Source organism: Ferrovum myxofaciens, assembly GCF_013181415.1.
Lineage (GTDB): Bacteria > Pseudomonadota > Gammaproteobacteria > Burkholderiales > Ferrovaceae > Ferrovum > Ferrovum myxofaciens.
Genome location: NZ_CP053676.1, coordinates 359,717 through 382,107, shown reverse-complemented (window position 1 = coordinate 382,107; position 22,391 = coordinate 359,717). Strand labels below are relative to the sequence as shown.

Annotated in this window: 13 protein-coding genes; 6 read left to right on the top strand and 7 right to left on the bottom strand. The window is 53.3% G+C overall.

All coding sequences use genetic code 11. The features are described 5' to 3' along the window. Window positions 1–9: 9 nt before the first annotated feature. From HO274_RS01775 to HO274_RS01765, 3 genes are read right to left on the bottom strand one after another with little or no spacing between them, the layout of a single operon-like run. Entirely contained in the window at window positions 10–816 is an 807-nt protein-coding gene (locus tag HO274_RS01775) for a hypothetical protein (protein WP_051862003.1), read from the bottom strand. Next, on the bottom strand, window positions 813–1,952 hold the full coding sequence (locus HO274_RS01770) for an MBL fold metallo-hydrolase (protein WP_051862001.1): 1,140 nt from the start codon (window positions 1,950–1,952) through the stop codon (window positions 813–815). The genes HO274_RS01775 and HO274_RS01770 overlap by 4 nt, the downstream gene beginning before the upstream one ends. Further along, the gene (locus HO274_RS01765) at window positions 1,945–3,405 is read right to left on the bottom strand and encodes a flavin-containing monooxygenase (RefSeq protein WP_031596105.1); all 1,461 of its coding nucleotides are present in this window, start codon (window positions 3,403–3,405) and stop codon (window positions 1,945–1,947) included. The genes HO274_RS01770 and HO274_RS01765 overlap by 8 nt, the downstream gene beginning before the upstream one ends. Before the next feature lie 91 nt (window positions 3,406–3,496). On the opposite strand from HO274_RS01765, the gene HO274_RS01760 reads away from it, so the two are divergent. The 3 genes from HO274_RS01760 (at window position 3,497) to glgP (ending at window position 10,551) form a co-directional block, all read left to right on the top strand. Beyond that, complete coding sequence (locus HO274_RS01760) at window positions 3,497–5,491, top strand: DNA topoisomerase IV subunit B (protein ID WP_197456331.1); 1,995 nt, start codon at window positions 3,497–3,499, stop codon at window positions 5,489–5,491. After that, entirely contained in the window at window positions 5,491–7,875 is a 2,385-nt protein-coding gene (gene parC / locus HO274_RS01755; RefSeq protein ID WP_200874319.1) for a DNA topoisomerase IV subunit A, read from the top strand. Before HO274_RS01760 ends, parC begins: the two co-directional genes overlap by 1 nt. Before the next feature lie 102 nt (window positions 7,876–7,977). Next, a complete protein-coding gene (gene glgP / locus HO274_RS01750) occupies window positions 7,978–10,551 on the top strand; it encodes an alpha-glucan family phosphorylase (RefSeq protein WP_031596100.1) in 2,574 nt (857 codons plus the stop codon). Between the two features lie 30 nt (window positions 10,552–10,581). Here the strand turns inward: glgP and glgA are convergent, their stop codons facing one another. Genes glgA through glgB form a run of 3 tightly spaced genes read right to left on the bottom strand, consistent with a single transcriptional unit; the run spans window position 10,582 to window position 15,895 of the window. After that, on the bottom strand, window positions 10,582–12,021 hold the full coding sequence (glgA, locus tag HO274_RS01745) for a glycogen synthase GlgA (RefSeq protein ID WP_062187473.1): 1,440 nt from the start codon (window positions 12,019–12,021) through the stop codon (window positions 10,582–10,584). Window positions 12,022–12,023: 2 nt separating this feature from the next. Beyond that, entirely contained in the window at window positions 12,024–13,682 is a 1,659-nt protein-coding gene (pgi, locus tag HO274_RS01740) for a glucose-6-phosphate isomerase (RefSeq protein WP_031596096.1), read from the bottom strand. Between the two features lie 29 nt (window positions 13,683–13,711). Continuing rightward, on the bottom strand, window positions 13,712–15,895 hold the full coding sequence (gene glgB / locus HO274_RS01735) for a 1,4-alpha-glucan branching protein GlgB (RefSeq protein WP_273120896.1): 2,184 nt from the start codon (window positions 15,893–15,895) through the stop codon (window positions 13,712–13,714). A 102-nt stretch (window positions 15,896–15,997) separates the two neighbouring features. Between glgB and glgC the strand changes: the two genes are divergently transcribed. The 3 genes from glgC to HO274_RS01720 are packed head-to-tail and all read left to right on the top strand — an operon-like array spanning window position 15,998 to window position 21,028. After that, entirely contained in the window at window positions 15,998–17,281 is a 1,284-nt protein-coding gene (glgC, locus tag HO274_RS01730) for a glucose-1-phosphate adenylyltransferase (protein WP_031596092.1), read from the top strand. 13 nt (window positions 17,282–17,294) lie between these two features. Beyond that, window positions 17,295–19,004 (top strand): glycoside hydrolase family 57 protein, encoded by a 1,710-nt coding sequence (locus HO274_RS01725; RefSeq protein WP_062187469.1) that lies wholly within the window; start codon window positions 17,295–17,297, stop codon window positions 19,002–19,004. Window positions 19,005–19,015: 11 nt separating this feature from the next. Beyond that, window positions 19,016–21,028 (top strand): alpha-amylase/4-alpha-glucanotransferase domain-containing protein, encoded by a 2,013-nt coding sequence (locus HO274_RS01720; protein WP_062187467.1) that lies wholly within the window; start codon window positions 19,016–19,018, stop codon window positions 21,026–21,028. Window positions 21,029–21,042: 14 nt separating this feature from the next. Here the strand turns inward: HO274_RS01720 and HO274_RS01715 are convergent, their stop codons facing one another. Then, a complete protein-coding gene (locus HO274_RS01715) occupies window positions 21,043–22,329 on the bottom strand; it encodes an MgtC/SapB family protein (protein WP_273120883.1) in 1,287 nt (428 codons plus the stop codon). Window positions 22,330–22,391: the final 62 nt, after the last annotated feature.

The following is a 22,391-nucleotide window of genomic DNA, read 5'->3' as shown; positions in this document are numbered from 1 at the left end:
TTGTCTATTTCAAGCAGACTTGTCCATTGTAGCCGACTCTCGGGATGACGACAACAAAGTGGCGGTCAATGGGCCAAGATCGCCCAGAGTTGCCTGAATACATTCGGAATTCTTGATAAAATAAACTCCCGAATAACTCCCCGTGGTAATCCAGTGATGAGGTTCCATGGGGATGCCTCGTTCGCGACATTGTTGAAGAAAGGGTTGGAGAAGGGTGCGCGGGTCCCCGGCAGGGTTGCCGGAAGGGAATTTGGCCTGTTCGTTGCCTCCTACCTGAAGAGAGACGGGCGGGGTCAGATAGGGGAAATCCGGGTCATAAGGTGCAGGCGAACCCAGCAAAAGCGCGCCATGGTTCTGCAGGTCTGACAGTTTCCAAAATTCAGGAATATGGGGCCAACCCAGAAAACGACTGGAAACCACTTCAATGGCACAAGCCATTTCAAGGATACCTTCATGCAAAAACGTTTCTTCAGACATAGGTTTTTTCTCTTCGAGAACTTTTGGCGAGAGACGGAAGGCCAGTTCCACCTCCAGGCCCCGGATAGCCCCAGGAGGAAAAGATAAAAGAGAATGTGAGGTTTTAAGCGCTGTGCAGGGCAGGGGTGAGCCCCACACTCCTCCATCGGGGTTGATCCCCACTTTCCAGGCCCCGATGGGTTCCTTCAGATGGTTCAGAATGGCCTCCTGCAATTGATAGGCAGTTGCGATGTTGGTGGGGCCATGTGCTGGAACGGGCAGACAGAGTTGATCGATCCAGGCACGGGCAATGTCCTGAGCGACTGTTTTCCATTCTTCCGGGAGTGAAGGGCGTGTCATGGAGTCCTCGGTGCAGTCAAAGAGAGCAGGGGGAGAGAATACGTCGTGATTTGTCCCAGAGGAAGAACCGTGAAGTTGGCACGGGGGATGCTTGCCTGTTTCAGGGCTTTATCGAGGTCCTGGGGAGGCTGATCTGGATTTTCATCGCTCAAAGGGAAGGTCCCCCAATGGATTCCGAACGCGCGCTGAGCATGAATGTCGGAGAAAACTTTGACGGCTTCGGCCGGATTCACATGAAAGGGGCGCAGGTACCAATGCGGTTGATAAGCACCGATGGAAATGGCCGCCAAATCGAAATAACCGTACTTGACCCCGATATCATGGGTATCCTCGGAATGTCCCAGATCACCGGAAAACCAAAAACGGAAGTGGGGGAATAATACGGCCCAACTGCCCCATAAAGTCTCATCCTTGTCGAATAGACTGCGGGTAGCCCAATGTTGTACGGCATCGAAATGAAACTCGACGGGGCCCTGTCGTCCCGGTAGGGTGACGTGTTGGTCCCAGTTCAACTCCAGTACCTGTGAACCCGGGTCTGCCCCAGGGATTGGCACATTGTCGAGGAACCAGGATCGATTGCCCAAGGGCAGCAGGAACCGGGGAGGGCCGCCGCGCTGACGGGCCAAGGCACGCATACTGGGTAAATCCAGATGATCATAATGGTTATGGGAAACCATCACCACGTCGATATGGGGCAAATCAGCCAAGGAAACTCCAGGGGGCTGGTAACGTCTGGGACCTAAAGGAGGGAGAGGACTGGCGTAGTTGGAAAAGATGGGATCAAACAGGATATTTAGCCCATCCACCTGAAGTAGGAGGGTTGAATGGCCAATCCAGGTGACTTGCGGAGCCAGTCCGGGATGGGTCAGCGCCTGGAGATTGACTTGCACCGGTTGAGGAGGGTGATCGGAGGCATGATCCAGTTCGCGCCACCAGTGGGTGAGCAACCATTGAAAGAACCCACTGCGCAGAGCCGGCATGGGGTAACGGTTCTGATATTCCTGACCTATTCTGAGTGCGGGCCGGGAAGGAAAGTCATTGACGATGGCGATTTCATCCGGATATACGAAAAGTGGAATCAAAACCAAACCAAGTCCACACAGGCCCATCCGGATCAGGTGAGGGAGACTATGCATATTCAAAGTCCTTTGCGTTGAAATGGCGAGTACGCCACCAGTAACTCAGGGAAAATCCCGGCCAGAGCGCGGTATTGCGTCCCGCAGGGTCCAGATACCAACTTTGGCACCCCTGCATCCAGAGCGTCTTTTTCGAACGCTGGTTCATTTCTTTCGCAAAGGCCTCATAAACCTGCGCACGTACCCTGAACTCATTTTTTCTCTGTGTTGTGACATGAGCCAGGGCCGCCTGAATCCAGCGCGTTTGACACTCGATCATGAAAACGATGGAATTATGCCCCAATCCGGTGAAGGGACCCGTCAGCAGAAAAAAATTGGGGAACGAAGGCATCATCATCCCCAGATAGGCACTCCGTTGCTTTTTCCAGAACTCTTCCAGAGTGAGGCCGTTTTCTCCTTTAAAAAGACGGGCCATGGGGTTGTCCTGATAACGGAATCCCGTGGCCAGCACCAGCACGTCCAGGGCGTGGCGGGCACCGGTTTCAGTCACCAGATGGGCGGCCTCGATATGATGAATGGGATCGGTTTCGAGGGTGACATGGGGAAGTTCCAGAGTAGACCACCAGGTATCAGAGAGCAGGATGCGTTTGCACCCCAAGGGGGTTGTGGGCATGATTTTCTGGCGCAACTGGGGATTGGCGACTTTGTGAGCCAGATTTCGTCGTACCCCCCCCTCGATCCTGTGCATCAGACCTGGCCAGAGAAAAGCCAATCCTTTGAGTTCGCGGGTGAGGTAGAGCCAGGCGCGGTACGTCTGGCGTAGAAAAGGTAACCTTTGGAGAAGCCTGCGGGTTCCCGTGGCATAGGAATGATCCTTGCGATCCACGACCCAGGGTGCCGTGCGCTGAAAAATGATCAACTGCGCGACCTCCTGCGCCAATGCCGGCCCCACCTGGATGGCAGATGCGCCGGTGCCGATCAGACCGACCCGCTGTCCTTTCAGAGTTTGATCCTTGGGCCAGCGGGCGGTATGCAGAAGCGGCCCGGTAAAATTTTTCAAACCCGGCAAATCAGGCCAGGCCGGTTCGCTCAAAGGCCCGACTCCTGCCACCAGGAAGCGGCAAGTCAATCGACTGCCATCGTTGAGTTCGACTTGCCAAAGTTGCTTCTGTGCCTGCCATGCGGCAGATTTAACCTGTGCCTGATAGCGTATTCGGGAGCCCAATGAGTGCGCCAGATGGGCCAGATACGCTTCAATCTCCGGTGCTTCTGCATATTTGCGTTGCCAGTCCCAAGGCGGGGCACAGGAGAGAGAGTACAGATGAGAGGGGACATCGCAGGCGCACCCAGGGTAACGGTTGTCCCGCCAGGTTCCGCCGGGGGATTGGGCCTGCTCCAACACGATGAAGTCTTCCTGCCCGGCCTTCATGCGGTGGAGGGCGATGGACAGACCGGCAAAGCCCGTACCTATGATGATGAGGGGCCAGTGATGAGGAGGAGGCGAAACAGTCATGAGTGATTCGGATTGGCACACCATGGAAATTCATGCGATGATTACGGGGTTATACTACCTTCATTTGCCTGCTTGGGTGTAATTGACCGTAATGATTCAGGATCTGGCACCATCGAACAATAGTCAGTACGGGGACGGAAGCATACGCGTACTCAAGGGGTTGGAGCCCGTCAAGGAACGTCCTGGGATGTACACCCGGACTCAAGACCCCACTCATATTATTCAGGAGGTCATCGACAATGCGGCGGATGAGGCCTTGGGAGGATATGCCCGTAAAATCGAAGTGACTCTCCATGAGGACGATTCCGTCAGTGTCGAAGATGACGGTCGCGGTATTCCCTGCGGAATCCACCCTGAGGAGGGGGAACCCACGGTGCAGTTGGTGTTTACACGATTGCATGCAGGAGGAAAATTCGACAAGAAATCGGGACAGGGCGCTTACGCCTTTTCTGGAGGATTGCATGGTGTCGGCGTATCTGTCACCAATGCCCTGTCACGGCGTCTTGAGGTTACCGTCAAGCGGGAAGGCAAGATTCATTTCATGGCCTTTGGTGATGGGTTCGTCACCGACCCCTTGACGGTCCAGGGAACCTGCGGGATGCGCAATACCGGAACCCGCGTACGGGTTTGGCCGGAGCCCCGTTACTTTGACGAACCCCTGATCAACTTGACCGAACTGGAGCGAGGACTACGCTCCAAGGCTGTGTTGTTGCCCGGAGTCAGCGTACGGCTCAAGAGGGAAGGGAATGGTCGTCTCCTCGAACAAACCTGGCATTATCCAGGAGGTTTGGAACAGTACTTGTCTGAAAGAATGGGTGAAGACCCCTTGCTGATTCCGGTTTTTACGAGCGAGCGATTCTTCGGGGTCGAGGAAGGGGATAGTTTTGCGCCGGGAGAAGGTGCGTCCTGGGCTTTCTCCTGGCATGAAACCCGGTCCTTGCAAGGAGAGTCCTTTGTCAATCTGATTCCCACTTCGCTGGGCGGGACCCATGAGGCGGGCCTGCGCACGGGTCTTTTCGAAGCACTCAAATCTTTCATCGAACATCATGGTTTGTTACCACGAGGCGTGCGTTTGCAATTGGAAGACGTCAGTGCCCGGCTTCAGTTCATCCTGTCGATCAAAATGCTGGATCCCCAGTTTCAAGGGCAAACCAAGGATAAACTGACCAGTCGGGAAGCTTTGAAGTTGGTGTCCACCCTGGTGCGCGATCCCTTTGAACATTGGCTCAATCAGCATGTAGAGCATGGCAAGGCCCTGGCTGATCTGGTTATTCGTCAGGCCATGGCGCGCATGAAGTCTGGTCAGAAAATAGAGAAACGCAAGAGCAGTGGGGTGGCTGTTTTACCGGGAAAATTGACGGATTGCGAGTCTGAACGGATCGACGAACGGGAGTTGTTTCTGGTGGAAGGGGACTCCGCTGGGGGGTCAGCCAAGATGGCGCGCAATAAACTGACCCAGGCCATCCTGCCACTGCGGGGCAAAGTCCTGAACAGTTTCGAAGTGGAACAGGGACGTCTGTTTGCCAATACGGAAATCCATGACATTGCGGTGGCTTTGGGCATCGATCCCCATGCCCGCGGGGATCCGGTGGATCTGTCTCAACGTCGTTATGACCGGATCATCATCATGGCCGATGCGGATGTGGACGGTAGCCATATCAAGGTACTCCTGTTGACCTTGTTTTTTACTCATTTTCCTGCTCTGGTTTCCGGTGGTCATATCTGCGTCGCTAATCCTCCCCTGTATCGACTGGATGTCTCGGCACAGGGCAAGCGTCCGGCACGCAAACTCTACGCCCTCGACGAGGCGGAACTGGTGGGGTTGGAAGAACGTCTCAAAACCGAGGGCGTACGTTCAGGAGGCTGGACCGTGGGACGATTCAAAGGGTTGGGGGAAATGAACCCCGAACAGTTGTGGGAAACCACCATGAATCCGGAAACCCGTCGAATTCTCACGCTTTCCTTGAAGGACGGGGAGTGGGAAGACACACACCTGTTATTCAATCGTTTGATGGGCAAGGGAGAAGCCGCAGCACGACGGGAATGGATGGAGCGCCAGGAAGTGACACTGGCATTGGATATCTGATGGCGATGCTCCCTTCCTCAGATCAACTTCCCCTGATCGGTGATCTCTTTGCCGGATTGGAGGAACCGGTGGCAGATACCCCTCCCACCGCCTCTGGCGAGGAAAAAGCGACTCCTTCCCTGGCGGACTTCGTCGAACGCAGTTACCTTGAATATGCCATGAGTGTGGTCATGGGACGGGCTTTGCCGGATGTCACCGATGGCCAGAAGCCAGTACAGCGCCGGATTCTCTTTGCCATGCACGAACTGGGGCTGTATCGTCCGGCACGGCACGTCAAGTCCGCTCGTGTGGTGGGGGATGTCATTGGGAAATATCATCCCCATGGCGACAGTGCGGCTTATGAAGCACTGGTTCGTCAGGCGCAGGATTTTACATTACGATACCCCCTCATCGACGGACAAGGCAACTTCGGTAGCCGTGATGGTGACGGGGCGGCGGCCATGCGCTATACCGAATGTCGTCTAACCCCGCTGGCAGAATTACTGCTGGGAGAAATTACTGAAGATACGGTGGATTTCGTTCCCAACTATGACGGATCTTTTCAGGAACCCACCCTGTTGCCCGCACGCCTTCCCATGGTGTTGTTGAACGGGGCTTCAGGGATCGGAGTGGGAATGGCGACGGAAATCCCTTCCCATAACCTGACTGAAGTGGCTCAAGCCCTATTGGTGCTCCTGGAAAATCCGCAGTTGACGCTCGATGAATTGATGTCATTGATTCCAGGGCCGGATCTACCGGGCGGGGGCCAGATCATTTCATCTTCCCAGGATATTCTCGAGGCCTACCGGACAGGACGAGGAACCTTGCGCATGCGGGCACGCTGGAACATCGAACCGCTGGCACGGGGACAATGGCGCGTGGTGGTGACAGAACTTCCGCATGGGGTATCGACCCGATCCGTGCTGGAAGATGTGGAAAAATTGACCAACCCCCGGGTGCGTGAGGGTAAGAAAGCGCTTTCTCCCGAGCAGGCCCAACTCAAAGCCCTGTGGCTCAGTACGCTGGACCTAGTGCGTGATGAGTCAGACAAAAATGCTTCGGTTCGTCTGGTTTTCGAGCCCAAATCGAGCCGACAGGACCCGCAAGCATTCGTCAATCTTCTGTTGGCGCATACTCCACTGGAAACCAACCTGTCCCTCAATCTGGTGATGCTGGGACGGGATGGGCACCCCCGTCCCAAAGATCTCAAAACTATTCTTCAGGAATGGTTGGAGTACCGTTTCCATACGGTGGTTCGGCGTACCCGTTTCCGTCTGGAACGGGTGGAACGACGCCTTCACATCCTGGAAGGTCGTCAGCGCATTCTGCTGGATATCGATGCGGTCATTCGGTTAATCCGCGAATCCGACGATCCCAAGCAGGATTTGATGATGGCCTATCCATTGAGTGCGCTACAAGCCGAAGATATCCTGGAGATCCGTCTGCGTCAGTTGGCTCGTCTGGAAGGCGTGCGCATCGATCAGGAAATCGCCCAACTGCGTGGCGAGCAGGAAGGGTTGCAACATATTCTGTCGGGGAGAGAAGCGCAGGCTCGTCTGATTGCACAGGAAATTCGTTCTGACCTGACGACCTATGGAGATGCACGAAGAACGCGCATCGAAGCTCAGGCAGCAGTGTCCCTGGATACCCCAGTGCTGGATGAACCGATGACGGTCACCCTGTCCCGTCAAGGCTGGATTCGTGCCCGCCAAGGGCATCACCTGGACAGTGCTCAGTTTTCGTACAAGGCCGGGGATGAAGCCTGGATCGTTCAGGAAACCCGTTCCATCCATCCGCTCTTTATTCTGGATACCCAGGGCCGGGTCTATACCCTCAAGGGTGCGGATATTCCCGGAGGTCGGGGTGAGGGAGTTCCGCTCACCAGTTTGATCGATCTTCCACCGGGCGCGCGAGTCGCCCAGGCCTTCGTGGCTTTGCCGGGAGAACAATATTTGGTGGCTGGGTCTGGAGGGAACGGCTTCATGGTGGCGCAAGAAGATCTGGTATCCCGTGTCCGGGGAGGAAAATCTTTTTTGACCTTGGAAGACGGGGAAACTCCGCTCCTCCCTCTGCGTCGAAGGGCAGGGGAAACCCATGTCGCCGCCCTGTCCGAAGGGGGGCGCCTCCTGTTGTTTCCGCTGGACGATTTAAAAACACTAGCCCGGGGACGAGGAGTGATTTTGATGGCCTTGGAACGGGACGAAGCATTGCGCGCCGTTACCTTGGTCGATCCCGCACAGGGACTGGTTATTCAAGGGACAGGACGGGGCGGAAAAATCGCCCAACTGGTAATGACCGCCTCCCAACTACAGCGGCATATTCTCATGCGCGCGCGCAAGGGAATGTCGTTGGAATCAAAAATCAGCCCGTTGGGTTTTGGAGTTCCCCTGGAACGGTCTGTTTGAACCTGGCCCAGAAAAAGAACGATTCAGGTTATAATCAGAAACGGGTTGTCCGTTTTGCGGTCAATTTTCTGAATGACTTTGTGAATAATTATTAAGGATCCTATGGAAAACGATCAATTGCCCGGGACCCGCTTTGTGGTAGAAAACAGTCCCCGCATTCCGGAAAAATTGAATCGTCTGGAAGAGTTGGCCTATAACCTCTGGTACAGTTGGGACCGATCCTGTCGCACGCTGTTTGCCCGGATGCACCCTCGTCTTTGGGAATTGGTAGGGTCCAACCCCATCCGTTTCCTGCGCCGAGTGGATGAGTACCGGTTGAACGAAGCTGCCGAAGATCAGGCTTTTCTGAGTTCTTACTATCGTGTGCTTTCTGCCTACGATACCTACCACAATGAATTGCTGCGCAAACCACACAAGTTGCCGCCCGGGAATCTGGTGGCCTACTTCTGTGCCGAATTCGGATTTCATGAAAGTTTCCCCATTTATTCTGGAGGATTGGGGATTTTGGCGGGGGATCATTGCAAGGCTGCCAGCGATATGGGATTGCCCTTCGTTGGCGTGGGGTTGTTGTATCGCCAAGGATATTTCACCCAGAACATTGATCGTAGTGGGCGTCAACTGGCCTTGAATTTTGACTCCGATATCGACGAATTACCGGTTCATGCGGTCCTCGATGAAGAAGGCAAGGAAGTGCGAGTCAGCGTCACCATTGGTGTTCGGCCGGTTCAGGTCAAAGTGTGGTGGGCACGGGTAGGTAACATCAAGATTTACCTGATGGATACGGACCTTGAGGAAAACCACCACGATGACCGTGAAATTACCCACCGACTCTATGGAGGCGATCGCAGGGTCAGGATCGAACAGGAAATCATTCTGGGGGTGGGAGGCGCGCGCGCACTGGAGAAAATGGGCATTCAGCCCACGGTCTGGCACATCAACGAAGGGCATGCCGCTTTCATGCTTCTGGAACGGATCCGTACGTTGATCAAACGGACCGGTTATGATTTTTCCACGGCGATCGAGGCCGTTGCCAGCAATACCGTATTTACCACTCATACCCCTGTGCCTGCCGGACATGACCATTTCCCGCGCGATATGGTATCCCATTACTTTGGACATATGTGTCCTGATCTGAATATCCCTCTGAATCAATTGCTGGATCTGGGCAATGATCCCGGAGTGGGGCACAGCGATTTCAACATGACCGCACTGGCAGTGCGCGGATCTCGTTTTCAAAATGGCGTTTCCCGAATTCATCGTGAAGTATCGGCGCGAATCTGTTCAGGGTTCTGGCCAGCGATTCCTCATCATGAAAACCCCATGGGATATGTGACCAATGCCATTCATGTTCCCACCTTCCTGGCCCGTGAATGGGGCGAACTCTTTGATCGTTTCATCGGTGCGGAGTGGCGCTCTCGCCTGTCGGACCGTTCTTTCTGGAAAGGGGTTCAGGAAATTCCCGATCATCTGTACTGGAGCGTCCGTCAATCGCTCAAGTCACAGATGCTCCATGCCGTGCGCGAACGGATTGCCTCCCAATATGAACGTAATCTGGGCGATGATGCGCACATGGAACGGCTTCTCAAATATGCCAATGTCCATGAACCCAATGTTCTGACCATCGGTTTTGCCCGTCGTTTCGCCACATACAAGCGTGCAGATTTGCTCTTTTCTGATTTGGACTGGCTGCGTCAGATTCTCCTGGATCCTGAACGTCCTGTGGTCTTTGTTTTTGCAGGTAAGGCGCACCCAGCAGATGAACCTGGTCAGGAGATGATTCGGCGCATTCATGAAGTGGCCGGCATGCCCGAGTTTCAAGATAAAATCCTGCTCCTGGAAAACTATGATATGGGTCTGGCGCGCCGTTTGGTGGCTGGCGTGGATGTCTGGCTCAATACCCCTATTTATCCTTTGGAAGCAAGCGGGACTTCAGGCATGAAAGCGGGGGTCAACGGTACCATCAATCTGAGTGTCCTGGATGGCTGGTGGGGAGAGGGCTACGATGGTCACAATGGGTGGGCAATCCGCCCCGCCCCTGATTATCTGGACGAGACGCAACGCAACCGGGAAGATGCGCGTACGCTCTATGAAATCATTCAGGATCAAGTGGTTCCTCTTTACTACGAACGTGGAAAATTTGGATATTCTCAAGGTTGGGTGGCAAAATCCAAGGCCTCCATGGTCAGCATTCTGACTCATTTCAATACGGGTCGGATGCTGGATGAGTATCTGGATCATTTCTATGTACCGGCTTCCGGACAGGGAAAGCGTTTTATGGAAAATGATTCGGCATTGGCCCGCGATGTTGCCCACTGGAAAGAGAAAGTTCGTCATCACTGGGCCGGGGTGCGCATTCGACGGGTGGACTCACCCGTCAAACGGATCAAATTTGGCAGTTCCATGAATATTGAGGTGACCGTAGATCTACGGGGACTGGAGCCTAAGGATGTCTGTGTGGAGTTGTTACTCAACCGTTCCATCAGTCGCAGCGGTGTTCCCGTGCTACCTCCCTTCCAATTCCAAAGCCGAGGGACCTTGGGGGAAGGAACAGAGCATCTCTTTGCGCTGGAATTGCAACCCGGATTATGTGGACAACTGGATTATCGTATCCGCGTTTATCCTTACCACGAAAGCCTGACTCATTCCTTTGAATTGGGCCTGATGACCTGGTTGTGATCCTTCTCCCTGAGGGGGGCACGACGCGGATCAAAGGGTTTGGTAAAGCGTTTGGTACTCCAGCGCCGCTTTGTTCCAGCGGAAATCCCGTGCCATGGCCTGGCGCATCAATTGTTGCCATATTTCCTTCTGGTGGAAGCAGGTCAGGGCTTGTGCGAGGGTTTCATGAAAATCCCGGGGAAGGGCGTTTTCAAAGAGGAAGCCCGTTCCTTCCACGGGTTGGCTCTGTGCCTGATAAGGTACGATGGTATCCGCCAATCCCCCGGTGGCATGAGCCAAGGGCAGAGTCCCATAAGTCATGGCATACATCTGTGCCAATCCGCAGGGTTCAAAACGAGAGGGCATCAAAAACAGATCCGACCCGGCAATGATTTCATGGGAGCGGACTTCATTGAATCCCAGGATAACCCGTACTTGCTCGGGAGAGCGACTGCTCCAGTGGGCCAATTCTCTTTCTATTTCGGCATCACCACTGCCCAATACGACGACTTGAATTTCGTCCGTGAGCCAGTCTTCCAGAGTATCGAGTACCAGATCAATCCCCTTTTGCCAGGTCAGACGACTCACCATGCCGATCAACAGGACATCGGGTCGGACGGGCAACCCCATTTTCATCTGTAGATGTTTCTTGAGACGGGTTTTTCCCTGAAGTTTTCGAGCCGTATAATGAACTGGAAGGAAAGTATCGATCTCCGGGTTCCATAATTCGTCGATGCCATTCAGGATACCGATCAAATCGGAAGCGCGCCGACGCAGTAATCCTTCCATTCCACAGCCCAACTGGGGGGTCTGGATTTCCTGCGCGTAACGCGGACTGACGGTGGTGATCTGATTCGCGTGTACGATACCGGCCTTCAGAAAGGACAACTGGCCATGAAATTCGAGGCTTTCCATGTGGAATTCCGAACTGGGCAAATGCAGGGGCAAACACCAGTGGGCAGGAAAATTTCCCTGAAAAGCAAGATTGTGAATGGTGAGTACCGAGGGTATCGGACAATCCCAAAACTTCATCAGGGCCGGGGTCAAGGCAGTTTGCCAGTCATTGCAATGAACCAGCGCAGGGGCCCAGTTCAAGCGCAGTCCTGCCTGTTGAGCCAGCCAGGCTCCGGCGACGCAGAAGGTGCCAAAACGAGCCGGATTATCCGGCCAATCCTTTCCTTTCCTGTCTTGATAGGGGCCACCGGAGCGGTCAAAAAGTTCTGGACAATCCAGAATCCAGAGTGTCAATGGCGTATCGGGTAAGGTGCCCTCCAATAAACGCGCAGGGGCGGGAAGTAAGCCATACGGAAAGTCTTCCAGGATGCAGTGCGAATCCGGCAACTGTGCCAGCACACCGGGGTAATTGGGCAACAAGATACGCAGCTCATGGCCCAAGGCATGCAAGGCCAGAGGAAGTGAGCGGGATACGTCTGCCAGTCCCCCAGTCTTGATCAGAGGATCTATTTCAGAAGTCAAAAAAAGAATATTCATGGTCAACCTCTGGATAGGCCAAAAAGAGTGTCCCGAATATGGTGAATCAAACCACCGGTGGAACCGTCATGCACGGAGGTCATCCCTTGTTCCGACAGTTCGGGTTCAATGGAGCGCGCTAACTGTTTGCCCAATTCCACTCCCCATTGATCGAAGGCATTGATATTCCATAGAGTTCCCTGTACGAAGGTGCGGTGTTCGTACAAAGCCAATAGGCCTCCCAGCGTGTGGGCAGTGAGTTCCTCGAAAAGAAGCGTATTGCTGGGGCGGTTTCCGGGGAAGACCTTATGGGGAAGCAAGTTTTCGAGAGCTTCTCCGGACATTCCTTGGGCAAGCAATTCTTGACGTGCTTCCTCTTTGGTTTTGCCGCGCATGAGGGCTTCGCTTTGTGCCAACACGTTGGCTGTCAATACCCGGTGGTGCGTCCCCAGTGGGACACGGCTACGCATCGGAAGAAGAAAGTCCGCAGGAATTAGATGAGTTCCTTGGTGCAATAATTGATAGTAGGCGTGCTGCCCGTTGGTTCCCGCCCCCCCCCAAACCACGGCTCCGGTGGCGTAATCCACCGTTTCGCCGTCCAGGGTTACGGATTTTCCTGTGCTTTCCATGCTGACTTGTTGGATGTGCGCGACGAAACGTTCCAACCCCTGATCATAGGGAAGAATGGCATGGGTTTGAGCATCAAAGAAATTGATATACCAAAGACCGATCAAGCCCATCAGAACGGGTAAGTTCCGGGACAGCGGAGCGGTTCTAAAATGCTCATCCATCTCATGAGCTCCTGCCAGTAACTCATTGAATTTATCCATTCCTATACCCAATGCAATGGAAAGTCCGATGGCCGACCACAGCGAATAACGTCCGCCGACCCAGTCCCAGAATCCAAACATGTGCTGAGGGTCAATGCCGAAACGGCTTACCTCGACTTCATTCGTCGAGATAGCCACAAAATGTTGCGCTATATACTGTTCCTGTTGCGCGGCGTCCAGAAACCAACTCCGTGCCGAATGGGCATTGAGCAAGGTTTCCTGAGTGGTAAAGGTTTTGGAAGCCACCACGAAGAGAGTTTGGGCGGGGTTTAGGGACTTCAGGGTATAAGTTAAATGTGCCCCGTCCACATTGGAGACATAATGAACCCGCGGGCCTGTGCAATCGGCTGGAAGAGCGGTCATCACCGATGCAGGCCCCAGATCGGAGCCCCCAATTCCGATATTGACCACATCGGTGATGACACGTCCGTCATAACCGCGCCATTCCCCCGAACGAATTTGATGGACGAAAGTCTCCATGCGTTTCAAAACCTGTTGTACCTCGGCGCGGATGTCTTGTCCTTGTACCTTCAAGGGCGGGGCATCTCGCCCTGCACGCAGGGCCACATGAAGCACGGCTCGATGTTCTGTTCGGTTGATGAGATCGCCTGCAAACATTTTCTGGATGGTCTGCGGAAGATTAGCCTGTTGAGCCAGATTCAGGAGCAGATCCAGAGTTTCGGTGGTCATGAGATTCTTTGAGTAATCCAGAAAAAAGGGGCCGGCACTGGCATTGAACCGATCAAAGCGAGCCGGGTCCTCGGAAAATAACTGGCGCAGGGTGAGAGACGCAAGGGTTTCTCGGTGCTTTTTCAAAGTTTGCCAAAGGGAACTATTCGTCAATGCGGACATTTTTTTCCTCGAAGAATGTTGGGATAGACTCAATGGGCCTGTGGTTCAAGAATCAAGCCCCCCAGGGGGGGGAGCATAAGAGACAAGGATTGGGTGAACCCGTTCCAGGGAATGGGTGCTGTCCACAGCCGTCCCTGATTGCCCAGATTCCCACCGCCATAATGAAGGGAATCACTGTTCACGCATTCGCGCCAGGACCCTGCGCAAGGAGTTCCCACGCGATATTCGGGACGGGGAATGGGTGTGAAGTTTAAAATAATCAGCAACATGCGACCATCCCGCGCTTTGCGTAAAAAACTGAGAATCGACTGCGCATGATCATTGCAGTCCACCCACTCAAAACCGGCGGGATCGAAATCCAGTTCAAACAATGCCGGATGTTGGCGATAATAGTGGTTGAGATCACGACTTAAATGTTGAATTCCTTGATGCTGGGGGCGTTCCAACAGTTTCCAGTCCAGTTCGCTTTTAACCTGCCATTCCCCACCTTGGGCAAACTCATTGCCCATGAAGTTGAGTTTTTTGCCGGGTGAAGTCATTTGATACAGGAACAGCAAGCGTAGATTGGCGAAACGTTGCCAGGAGTCCCCGGGCATCTTGTCCAGCAAGGATTTTTTGCCATGTACGACCTCGTCATGGGAAAAAGGCAAGACGAAATTCTCGGAATAGGCATAGAGTTGTGCAAAGGTCAACGCATTTTGGTGGTGACGGCGGTAAACTGGATCTTTGGAAAAATAACTCAGGGTATCGTTCATCCAACCCATATTCCATTTCATGGAAAATCCCAGTCCTCCAACGTAAACCGGGCGAGAAACCATGGGCCAGGAGGTGGATTCCTCGGCCAGGGTGAGGGCCCCAGGGAACTGACCGTGGACCATTTCATTCATCTCCCGCAGGAAGGCCAAGGCTTCCAGATTTTCTCGCCCCCCATAACAGTTGGGAATCCAGGCATTGGCAGCGCGGGAATAATCCAGATAGAGCATGGAGGCAACTGCATCGACCCGTAAACCATCAAAATGGAATTCTGATAACCAGAAATGGGCGTTGGCCAACAAAAATCCACGCACTTCATTGCGTCCGTAATTGAAGATGTAAGTTCCCCATTCTTGATGTTCGCCTAATCGGGGATCCTCGTGTTCATAAAGCGCGCTGCCATCGAAGCGAGCCAGGGCAAAGTCGTCCTTGGGAAAATGGCCAGGTACCCAATCCAGCAATACACCAATTCCGGCTTGATGACATCGATCAATAAAGTGACGCAGATCATCTGGCGTACCAAACCGGCGAGTAACACCGAAATATCCGGTAGTTTGATAACCCCATGATTCATCAAGAGGATGTTCGCTGATGGGGAGCAGTTCAATGTGTGTATAACCCAACTCGAGGACGTAGGGGATCAACTGGTCGGCAATTTGTGCAAAGGTATGAAAATCCCGATCCCAAGGTTTTCGCCAGGAACCCAGGTGGATTTCATAGATATTCATGGGCGAGTGCAACCAGTCTTTTTTGGACCGCTCCGACATCCATGCGCTATCGTTCCAGAGATGAGCAGAAGGTCCCGTTACCACAGCCGCCGTTCCCGGACGATGTTCGAACTGAAGCCCACAGGGATCAGTTTTGAGTTGTACAGACCCATGTTGACGGCTGCGGATCTCGAATTTGTAGAGCGTTCCTGGGGTAAGGTCAGGCACGAATAATTCCCACACCCCGTGGGGAACCCGAACGCGCATGGGGTGATGACGGCCATCCCAGCGATTGAAGGAGCCAACCACACTCACCCGTTCAGCATTGGGTGCCCAAACGGAGAAAAGAACCCCCGATACCTCGCCCACCGTGACATGATGGGCACCCAGCATGGCATGCAACTGGAGAAGACGCCCTTCGCTGAAGAGGTACAGGTCATGGTCACTCAATTGGGGTGGATAGGTATAAGGATCCCAGGTTTCCATTTCGATGCCATCTTCACGACGTCGATAGCGACCGGGACTAGGGGGGCAGATTGCTCCCTTCCAGCAAAAGAAGCCCTGGTCATGAACCCGCTGGGCAGTTTCCCATTGACTTCCGGTCCATATTTCCACTTCTTGGGCATAGGGCAGGAATAAGCGCCAATGCCATTTACCATGACCAGAGGCATGAATTCCCAAGGGATGAAATGGGTCATGGTGGAGGCCCTGCAAAATTTTTTGCAGGGCGCTATCGTTATAATTAGGAGCCATAATTCATCCCTGTCATATTTTTACAAAAGATTCCATTATAATGGTCCCGAGTGCGCAACGATATTTCATTTCGTGATTGTTTCTTTCTCAATAGGAGTTCGCATGAGCCCCCGTGATATTGCTTCTGAACGATTCATCAGCGTACTGACCAAGAATACCATGGCCCTCATTTTGGCAGGTGGCAGAGGTTCTCGCCTGAAGGACCTGACCAAGTGGCGAGCCAAGCCCTCCGTCCAGTTTGGGGGCAAGTTCCGTATCATTGATTTTCCTCTCTCCAATTGCATCAATTCTGGCATTCGTCGTATCGGGGTCGTGACTCAGTACAAGGCCCATAGTCTGATCCAGCATATTCAGCATGGATGGAGTTTTCTGCGTGGTGAATTCAATGAATTCGTGGAACTGCTTCCGGCCCAGCAGCGCATGCAAGAGGAGTGGTACAAGGGGACCGCAGATGCGGTCTACCAGAATATCGACATCCTGCGTGGGCATGCCCCTCGCCACATCATCATTCTGGCTGGCGATCACATTTACAAGATGGACTATGGCAAGTTACTGGCGGCTCATGTCAGCACGCAGGCGGATATGACCATTGCCTGTCTCACGGTGCCCGTCGCGGAAGCCTCGGCCTTTGGTGTCATGACGGTCAATACCGAAAGACGGATCGTGGCCTTCGATGAAAAACCTGAGCATCCCAATCCTCTGCCTGAGGATCCCAGTCGGGCCTTGGCCAGCATGGGGATCTACGTATTCAGTGCCGATTTTCTTCTGGATCAGTTGACCCGTGATGCAGAGGACAACACCTCCACCCACGATTTTGGTCATGATCTGATTCCTTGGCTGGTCCCTCGGCACCGTGTCTTTGCTCAACCTTTTGAAGAAAGTTGCGTGTGCGAACCGGACACTCCACCCTACTGGCGTGACGTGGGGACAGTGGACGCCTACTGGGATGCCAATATGGAAATGACCAAGGTCATCCCTGACCTCAATCTTTATGACAAGAATTGGCCAATCTGGACCTATCAGGAGCAATTTCCCCCCGCCAAATTCGTGTTTGACGAGGATGGACGACGGGGGTACGCCGTGGATTCCCTGATCTCCGGCGGTAATATCATCAGTGGCGGAGTGGTACGGCGCTCGGTCCTGTTTTCTGATGTTCACGTCAATGCCAATGCTTTGGTGGAAGATGCAGTGATCTTGCCCAATGTTCGGATAGGAAAGGACGTACGGTTGAAACGGGTAGTGGTCGATCGTGGCTGTATCATTCCCGAAGGATTGGTGGCTGGCCTGGATCCGGTACAAGATCGGGAGCGCTACTACGTTTCGGAAAATGGTATCACGCTCATCACCGCCGAAATGCTCAACCAACGCAATTATCACCCTGGCTAGAATTATTCTGAACATGACGAAAAAGACACGTACCCTGAAATTCATCCTGTGCTGGCATATGCATCAGCCGGATTATCGCAATGCTCTGACCCGTGAATTTGAACTGCCCTGGACCTATCTCCATGCCCTGAAAGATTATACGGACATGGCAGCACACCTGGAGCGTTACCCGAATCTGCCGGTAGTGGTGAACCTGGTTCCGTCCCTGATGGATCAGTTGGTGGATTATGCGGAACAATTTCATGAAGGAACCTGGCGCGACCCCCTCCTGCGCTGGCTGGTCACCCCTTCGCTGGAAGAACTTTCATTGGCGGAACGCCAATCTCTGATCGATGCCTGTCTGCGCTGTCATGCCCCCAAGATGATCGATCCTTTTCCGGGTTATGCCCGATTGCGTGACTGTATCCAACGTTTCCAGAAGGATGGTGCAGAGCCTGCGCTCTATGTTTCAGGACAGTTTCTGGCAGACCTTCTGGTTTGGTACCACCTGGCCTGGATGGGCGAAAGCCTGCGCAAGACGATTCCACTCCTGGGTCGCCTGATGGCGCAGGGCAGTGGTTATACCCTGGCAGATCGGCAGGCCTTGAATACGCTGATCGGTGAAACTCTGAGTTCGATATTGCCGCGTTATCGAGCACTTCAGCAATCAGGGCAAGTGGAACTGTCCACGACACCCAATACCCATCCCATCCTTCCACTCCTCCTGGACTTTGCCACGGCGCGGGAAGCTGTGCCTCATTTGGCATTGCCCCGACATTCCCTTTACCCGGGAGGAGAAAACCGAGCCATCGATCATATCTGGAAAGCCCTTGAGGCCTACCATCGACAGTTTGGCCAAAATCCAACTGGATTTTGGCCGGGAGAAGGAGCCCTGTCCACCGCCACTCTGGAAATGTTTGCCACGCAGGGCCTTGCATGGACTGCCAGCAGTGAAAATGTTCTGGCCAAGACCCTGCGTCTATCCTGGGGACAGGAAACCCTGCCCAAAGAACAGTGGCTTTATCAACCCTACCTGTTCAAAACCGAAGGTCATGAGTTGCGGGTTTTTTTCCGGGATGATCAACTTTCCGATCGAATCGGGTTTGAGTATGCGCAATGGGATGGTAAAAGCGCGGCCGAAGACTTTATTCGTCAACTGGAAATGATTCTGGAGTCTGCGCCCGAAGATCAGGATCCCGTGGTTACGGTCATTCTGGACGGAGAAAATGCTTGGGAATACTACCCCTACAACGGTTATTATTTTCTTGATTATCTCTATCAAGCACTGGATTCTCACCCTTTGATATGCCCAGTCACCTTTGCTACCCTGTGTCAGCAGTCCGATGGAATGGATTTGCCTGTTCTGGAACACGTGGTGGCGGGAAGTTGGGTTTACGGATCCCTGACCACCTGGATTGGAAATCCTGACAAGAATATGGCTTGGGACTTGCTGGTAGAGGCCAAAGCAGCCTGTGATCGCGTTCTTCCCTCCCTGTCTCCTGACCGACAAGGTCCAGTCATTCGTCAACTGGCTGTATGCGAAGGGTCGGATTGGTTCTGGTGGTTTGGGGATTACAACTCGGCTGAAAGTGTGCAATTATTTGACCGGCTCTATCGCCTGAACTTGACGACCCTCTATCAACTTCTGTCCCTCGATCCTCCCTGCATTCTGTCCCTTCCCTTCAGTCGGGGAAGTCGTAGTCAGGAAGCGGGGGGTGCCATGCGACGTAATACCCATTCTTGAACGAGTCTGTCATGCAAAAAAAAATCGCTTTTCTGATGGGGGTTCACGCGCATCAACCCGTCGGTAATTTTCCTTCCGTCCTTGCCGATGCCCATCAGCGTTGTTATGGTCCTTTTTTGCGTTTGATGGCTCGCTTTCCGGAATTTCCCTTTGCCCTGCATGTCAGTGGTTGGTTGCTGGACCAATGGTTGATCCATGATCCCGAAGACATGGAATTGCTCAAAATCATGGTACAGCGCGGACAAGCCGAACTCTTTACGGCGGGTTATGCTGAGCCGGTTCTGGCCGCCATTCCCGAAGCAGATCGACGGGGTCAGGTGCAATTCCTGTCCCAACGAATTCACGATTGTTTCGGAGTGAAACCCAGCGGCTCCTGGCTCACCGAACGGGTCTGGGAATCGTCCGTGGTATCCGCGCTACACCAGAGCGGGGTACGCTACGTCACGGTGGACGACTATCATTTTCTTTGTGCCGGAGTGCCCGCAGAGCGTCTGAATGGTTATTTCAGCACGGAAGAAGGCGGAGAAAGACTCGATATATTTCCTATTGCCGAGGGTTTGCGCTACCGTATTCCCTTTACATCAGCCAACGAAGTCGTCAGTTATCTGGAAAGCATGGCACGTGACGATCGAATGGAAGCTGCGGTCTATTTCGATGATATTGAAAAATTTGGCATCTGGCCAGAAACCTATGAATGGGTCTATGAAAAGGGATGGTTGGAACAGTTCATCCAGGGAATTCTCAATTCTCCCTTCATCGAACCCATGACCTATGCGCGCTACCATGCCCAGAATGCAACCCGGGGGCCGGTTTATCTGCCCACCACCTCGTACATCGAAATGAATGAATGGACCTTGCCGGCTCAAGCCGGGGAGCACTATGCCTCTTTGGTGGAACGGGCAAGGAATGAGCAAACTTATGACCGGGACCGTCCATTTTTGCGCGGCGGGATCTGGCGAAACTTCATGATGCGCTATCCTGAAGCCAATCACCTGCATAAACGGATGCTGGGACTGTCCACCCGTTTCCACGCCTTGCCTGCGCTACAGCAGACCGCAGAACGCCGTCGTTTGTTGTATGAAACTCAAGCCAATGATGCCTACTGGCATGGTTTATTCGGAGGACTTTATCTTCCGCATCTGAGACGTGCCTTGTATCGTGCACTATTACAACTGGAGGGCGATCTCGACCGGCATCAACCGCGCCCTGCATTGACCCGCTACGATCTGGATATGGATGGTCACGAGGAAATCATTCTTCAGAATGGGCAGATTCAGGCGATCATTGCTGGCAGTGGTCCTGCTCATGTACTGGAACTGGATGTCTACGAACTGGCCCATAATTTTGCAGATACGCTGACTCGTCAGCGGGAGCATTACCATGCCAAAGTTCTGACTCAACCCGTGCTGGCATCCTCTTCTACAGGCGTCGGTAATCCCCACGAAGTGGTGCAGTTCAAACATCCCCTGACCGCCGAAGATTTGATCTTCGATTCGACCCGGCGCGCGCTTTTCACCGATTATGCCCGAAGAGATGGGGAACGACATCTACTCGAATATGATGAGATTCGGGGAAATGAAACAGACTCAGGCGTGAAATTTCTGGGTCGGACACAAGGGGCCAGAAAAGAAATTTCTCTTCTTGCGCAGGCTTTGCTGGTACGCTATGAGCACCCTGATCCTGTCTTCTGGTCAACCTTCGAGATCGAACTCAACCTGGTTATGCCCAGTTGCGATGGCCCCGCCGGCCGTTTTGAATTCAATGGGGGTATTCCCGGGGGATTCGGTCAGGACATCGAACTCCACGGGGTGACCCAGTTGGTCCTGCGCGATGAGGTCTTGGGCGGGGGGATCACCGTGGGTTGCGACGTGCCCTGTCGGGTTATTTCTCGTCCCTGTCACAGTGTTTCTCAATCGGAAGCCGGTTTTGAAAAAATCATGCAAGCCGTGACGTTGACCTTTACCGATTTTGCGGTGCCCACTCGGAAACTGTTGATGTCTCTGACGGCATGGCCTACCTCATGAAACGTGTCAATTTCTCAGAACATTCCCAACCCGAAGAGCAAGGTTGCGCTTCCCAGTCCCAATAGTTTCAGAAAAATCCCCCGATTGCGCGCGTGGTTCCCCAAAATCAGGGTATAACCGCTCTCCAATACGATATTGCTGCCCGCTGCCATGATCAATGCGCCCGCACTCTGCGCGAGGGACAGGTCATGGCGGGAATCGTTGAGCAACGACATGATGAATGGATTAATGTCAGTAAAACCAATCACCAGAGCCAAAATTTCTATTCCTCCCGAGCCAAAGTCCTGCAGGATGAAATGGGTCAAGGCAGTCATGAGCACGAATAGAAGGGCAAAGAGCAATGCCGTACGCAGTGCCAGAGGATTGCTGTTGGATATATTGTCCAGGGTATCGGGGATCTTCTTGTCTGTTTTATGTTGACTGAGCCAAGCAAGACCCAGGGCGATCATGCCTCCTCCCAGAAGCGGCAAGGCACAGTAACGAAGCAGCATGGGAGCCATTACGATAACCAATAGTAACAATCGGACGTACATCATGCCCACAGCACCCAGAATGCCCCCATGGATCTGAGCGAGAGGGGCAGAGGGTGGGGCGGAGGACCGAGCCAGGACCACAATGGTGGCTGTGCTGGAGTAGATTCCTCCGAGCAGTCCAGTTACCAGATAACCGCTTCCTTTGAACACATAGCGACGTAACAGATAACCGGCATAGGAAATGGCGGAAATCACGACAACCGCCATCCATACCGAAAATGGTGTGAGGGGTAAGTTTTTGAACGGGTATTCCTTGGGCAGAAGCGGGAGGATCACTGCGGAAAGTAGCAGGAACTTGGATAAGGTCAGCAATTCCAGGCGATCCATGGTCGCAATCAAATGATGGGTCAAGGGTCGGGCACCCAACACCAGGACTACGGTGACAAAAAGCAGGATCAGAAACCAGAGTGGAAATAATTGAGCACTCGGTCCGTAGGTATACACCAGCATGCCAATCAGGAATTGATGGATACCTTTCTGACCTACCTGCAATTTATGATGATAAAACTGCACGAATAATGCGATCAGAAACAACATGCCCCCGAGATAGAGCAGACCTGCCGGGTTCAGGTTATAAAGAATAAATCCCAAGGCCGAGATAAATGCATAGGTACGGGATGAACCCATGGCCAGCGGATGTTCCAGGTGGCGCGTGAGAAGGTACTCACGAAATTCCAGTCCTGTTAAAAACCCAAGACAGACCACCAGCAAGAAACGGGTGCCAAGTTGAGAGGACAATTCAAGAAGGAACAGATGGAGTTGGGACATGCTCTGAAATGACAAACGTTGGGAATCTGTTAAAATGCTAAATAGTGAACATTGACAAACCA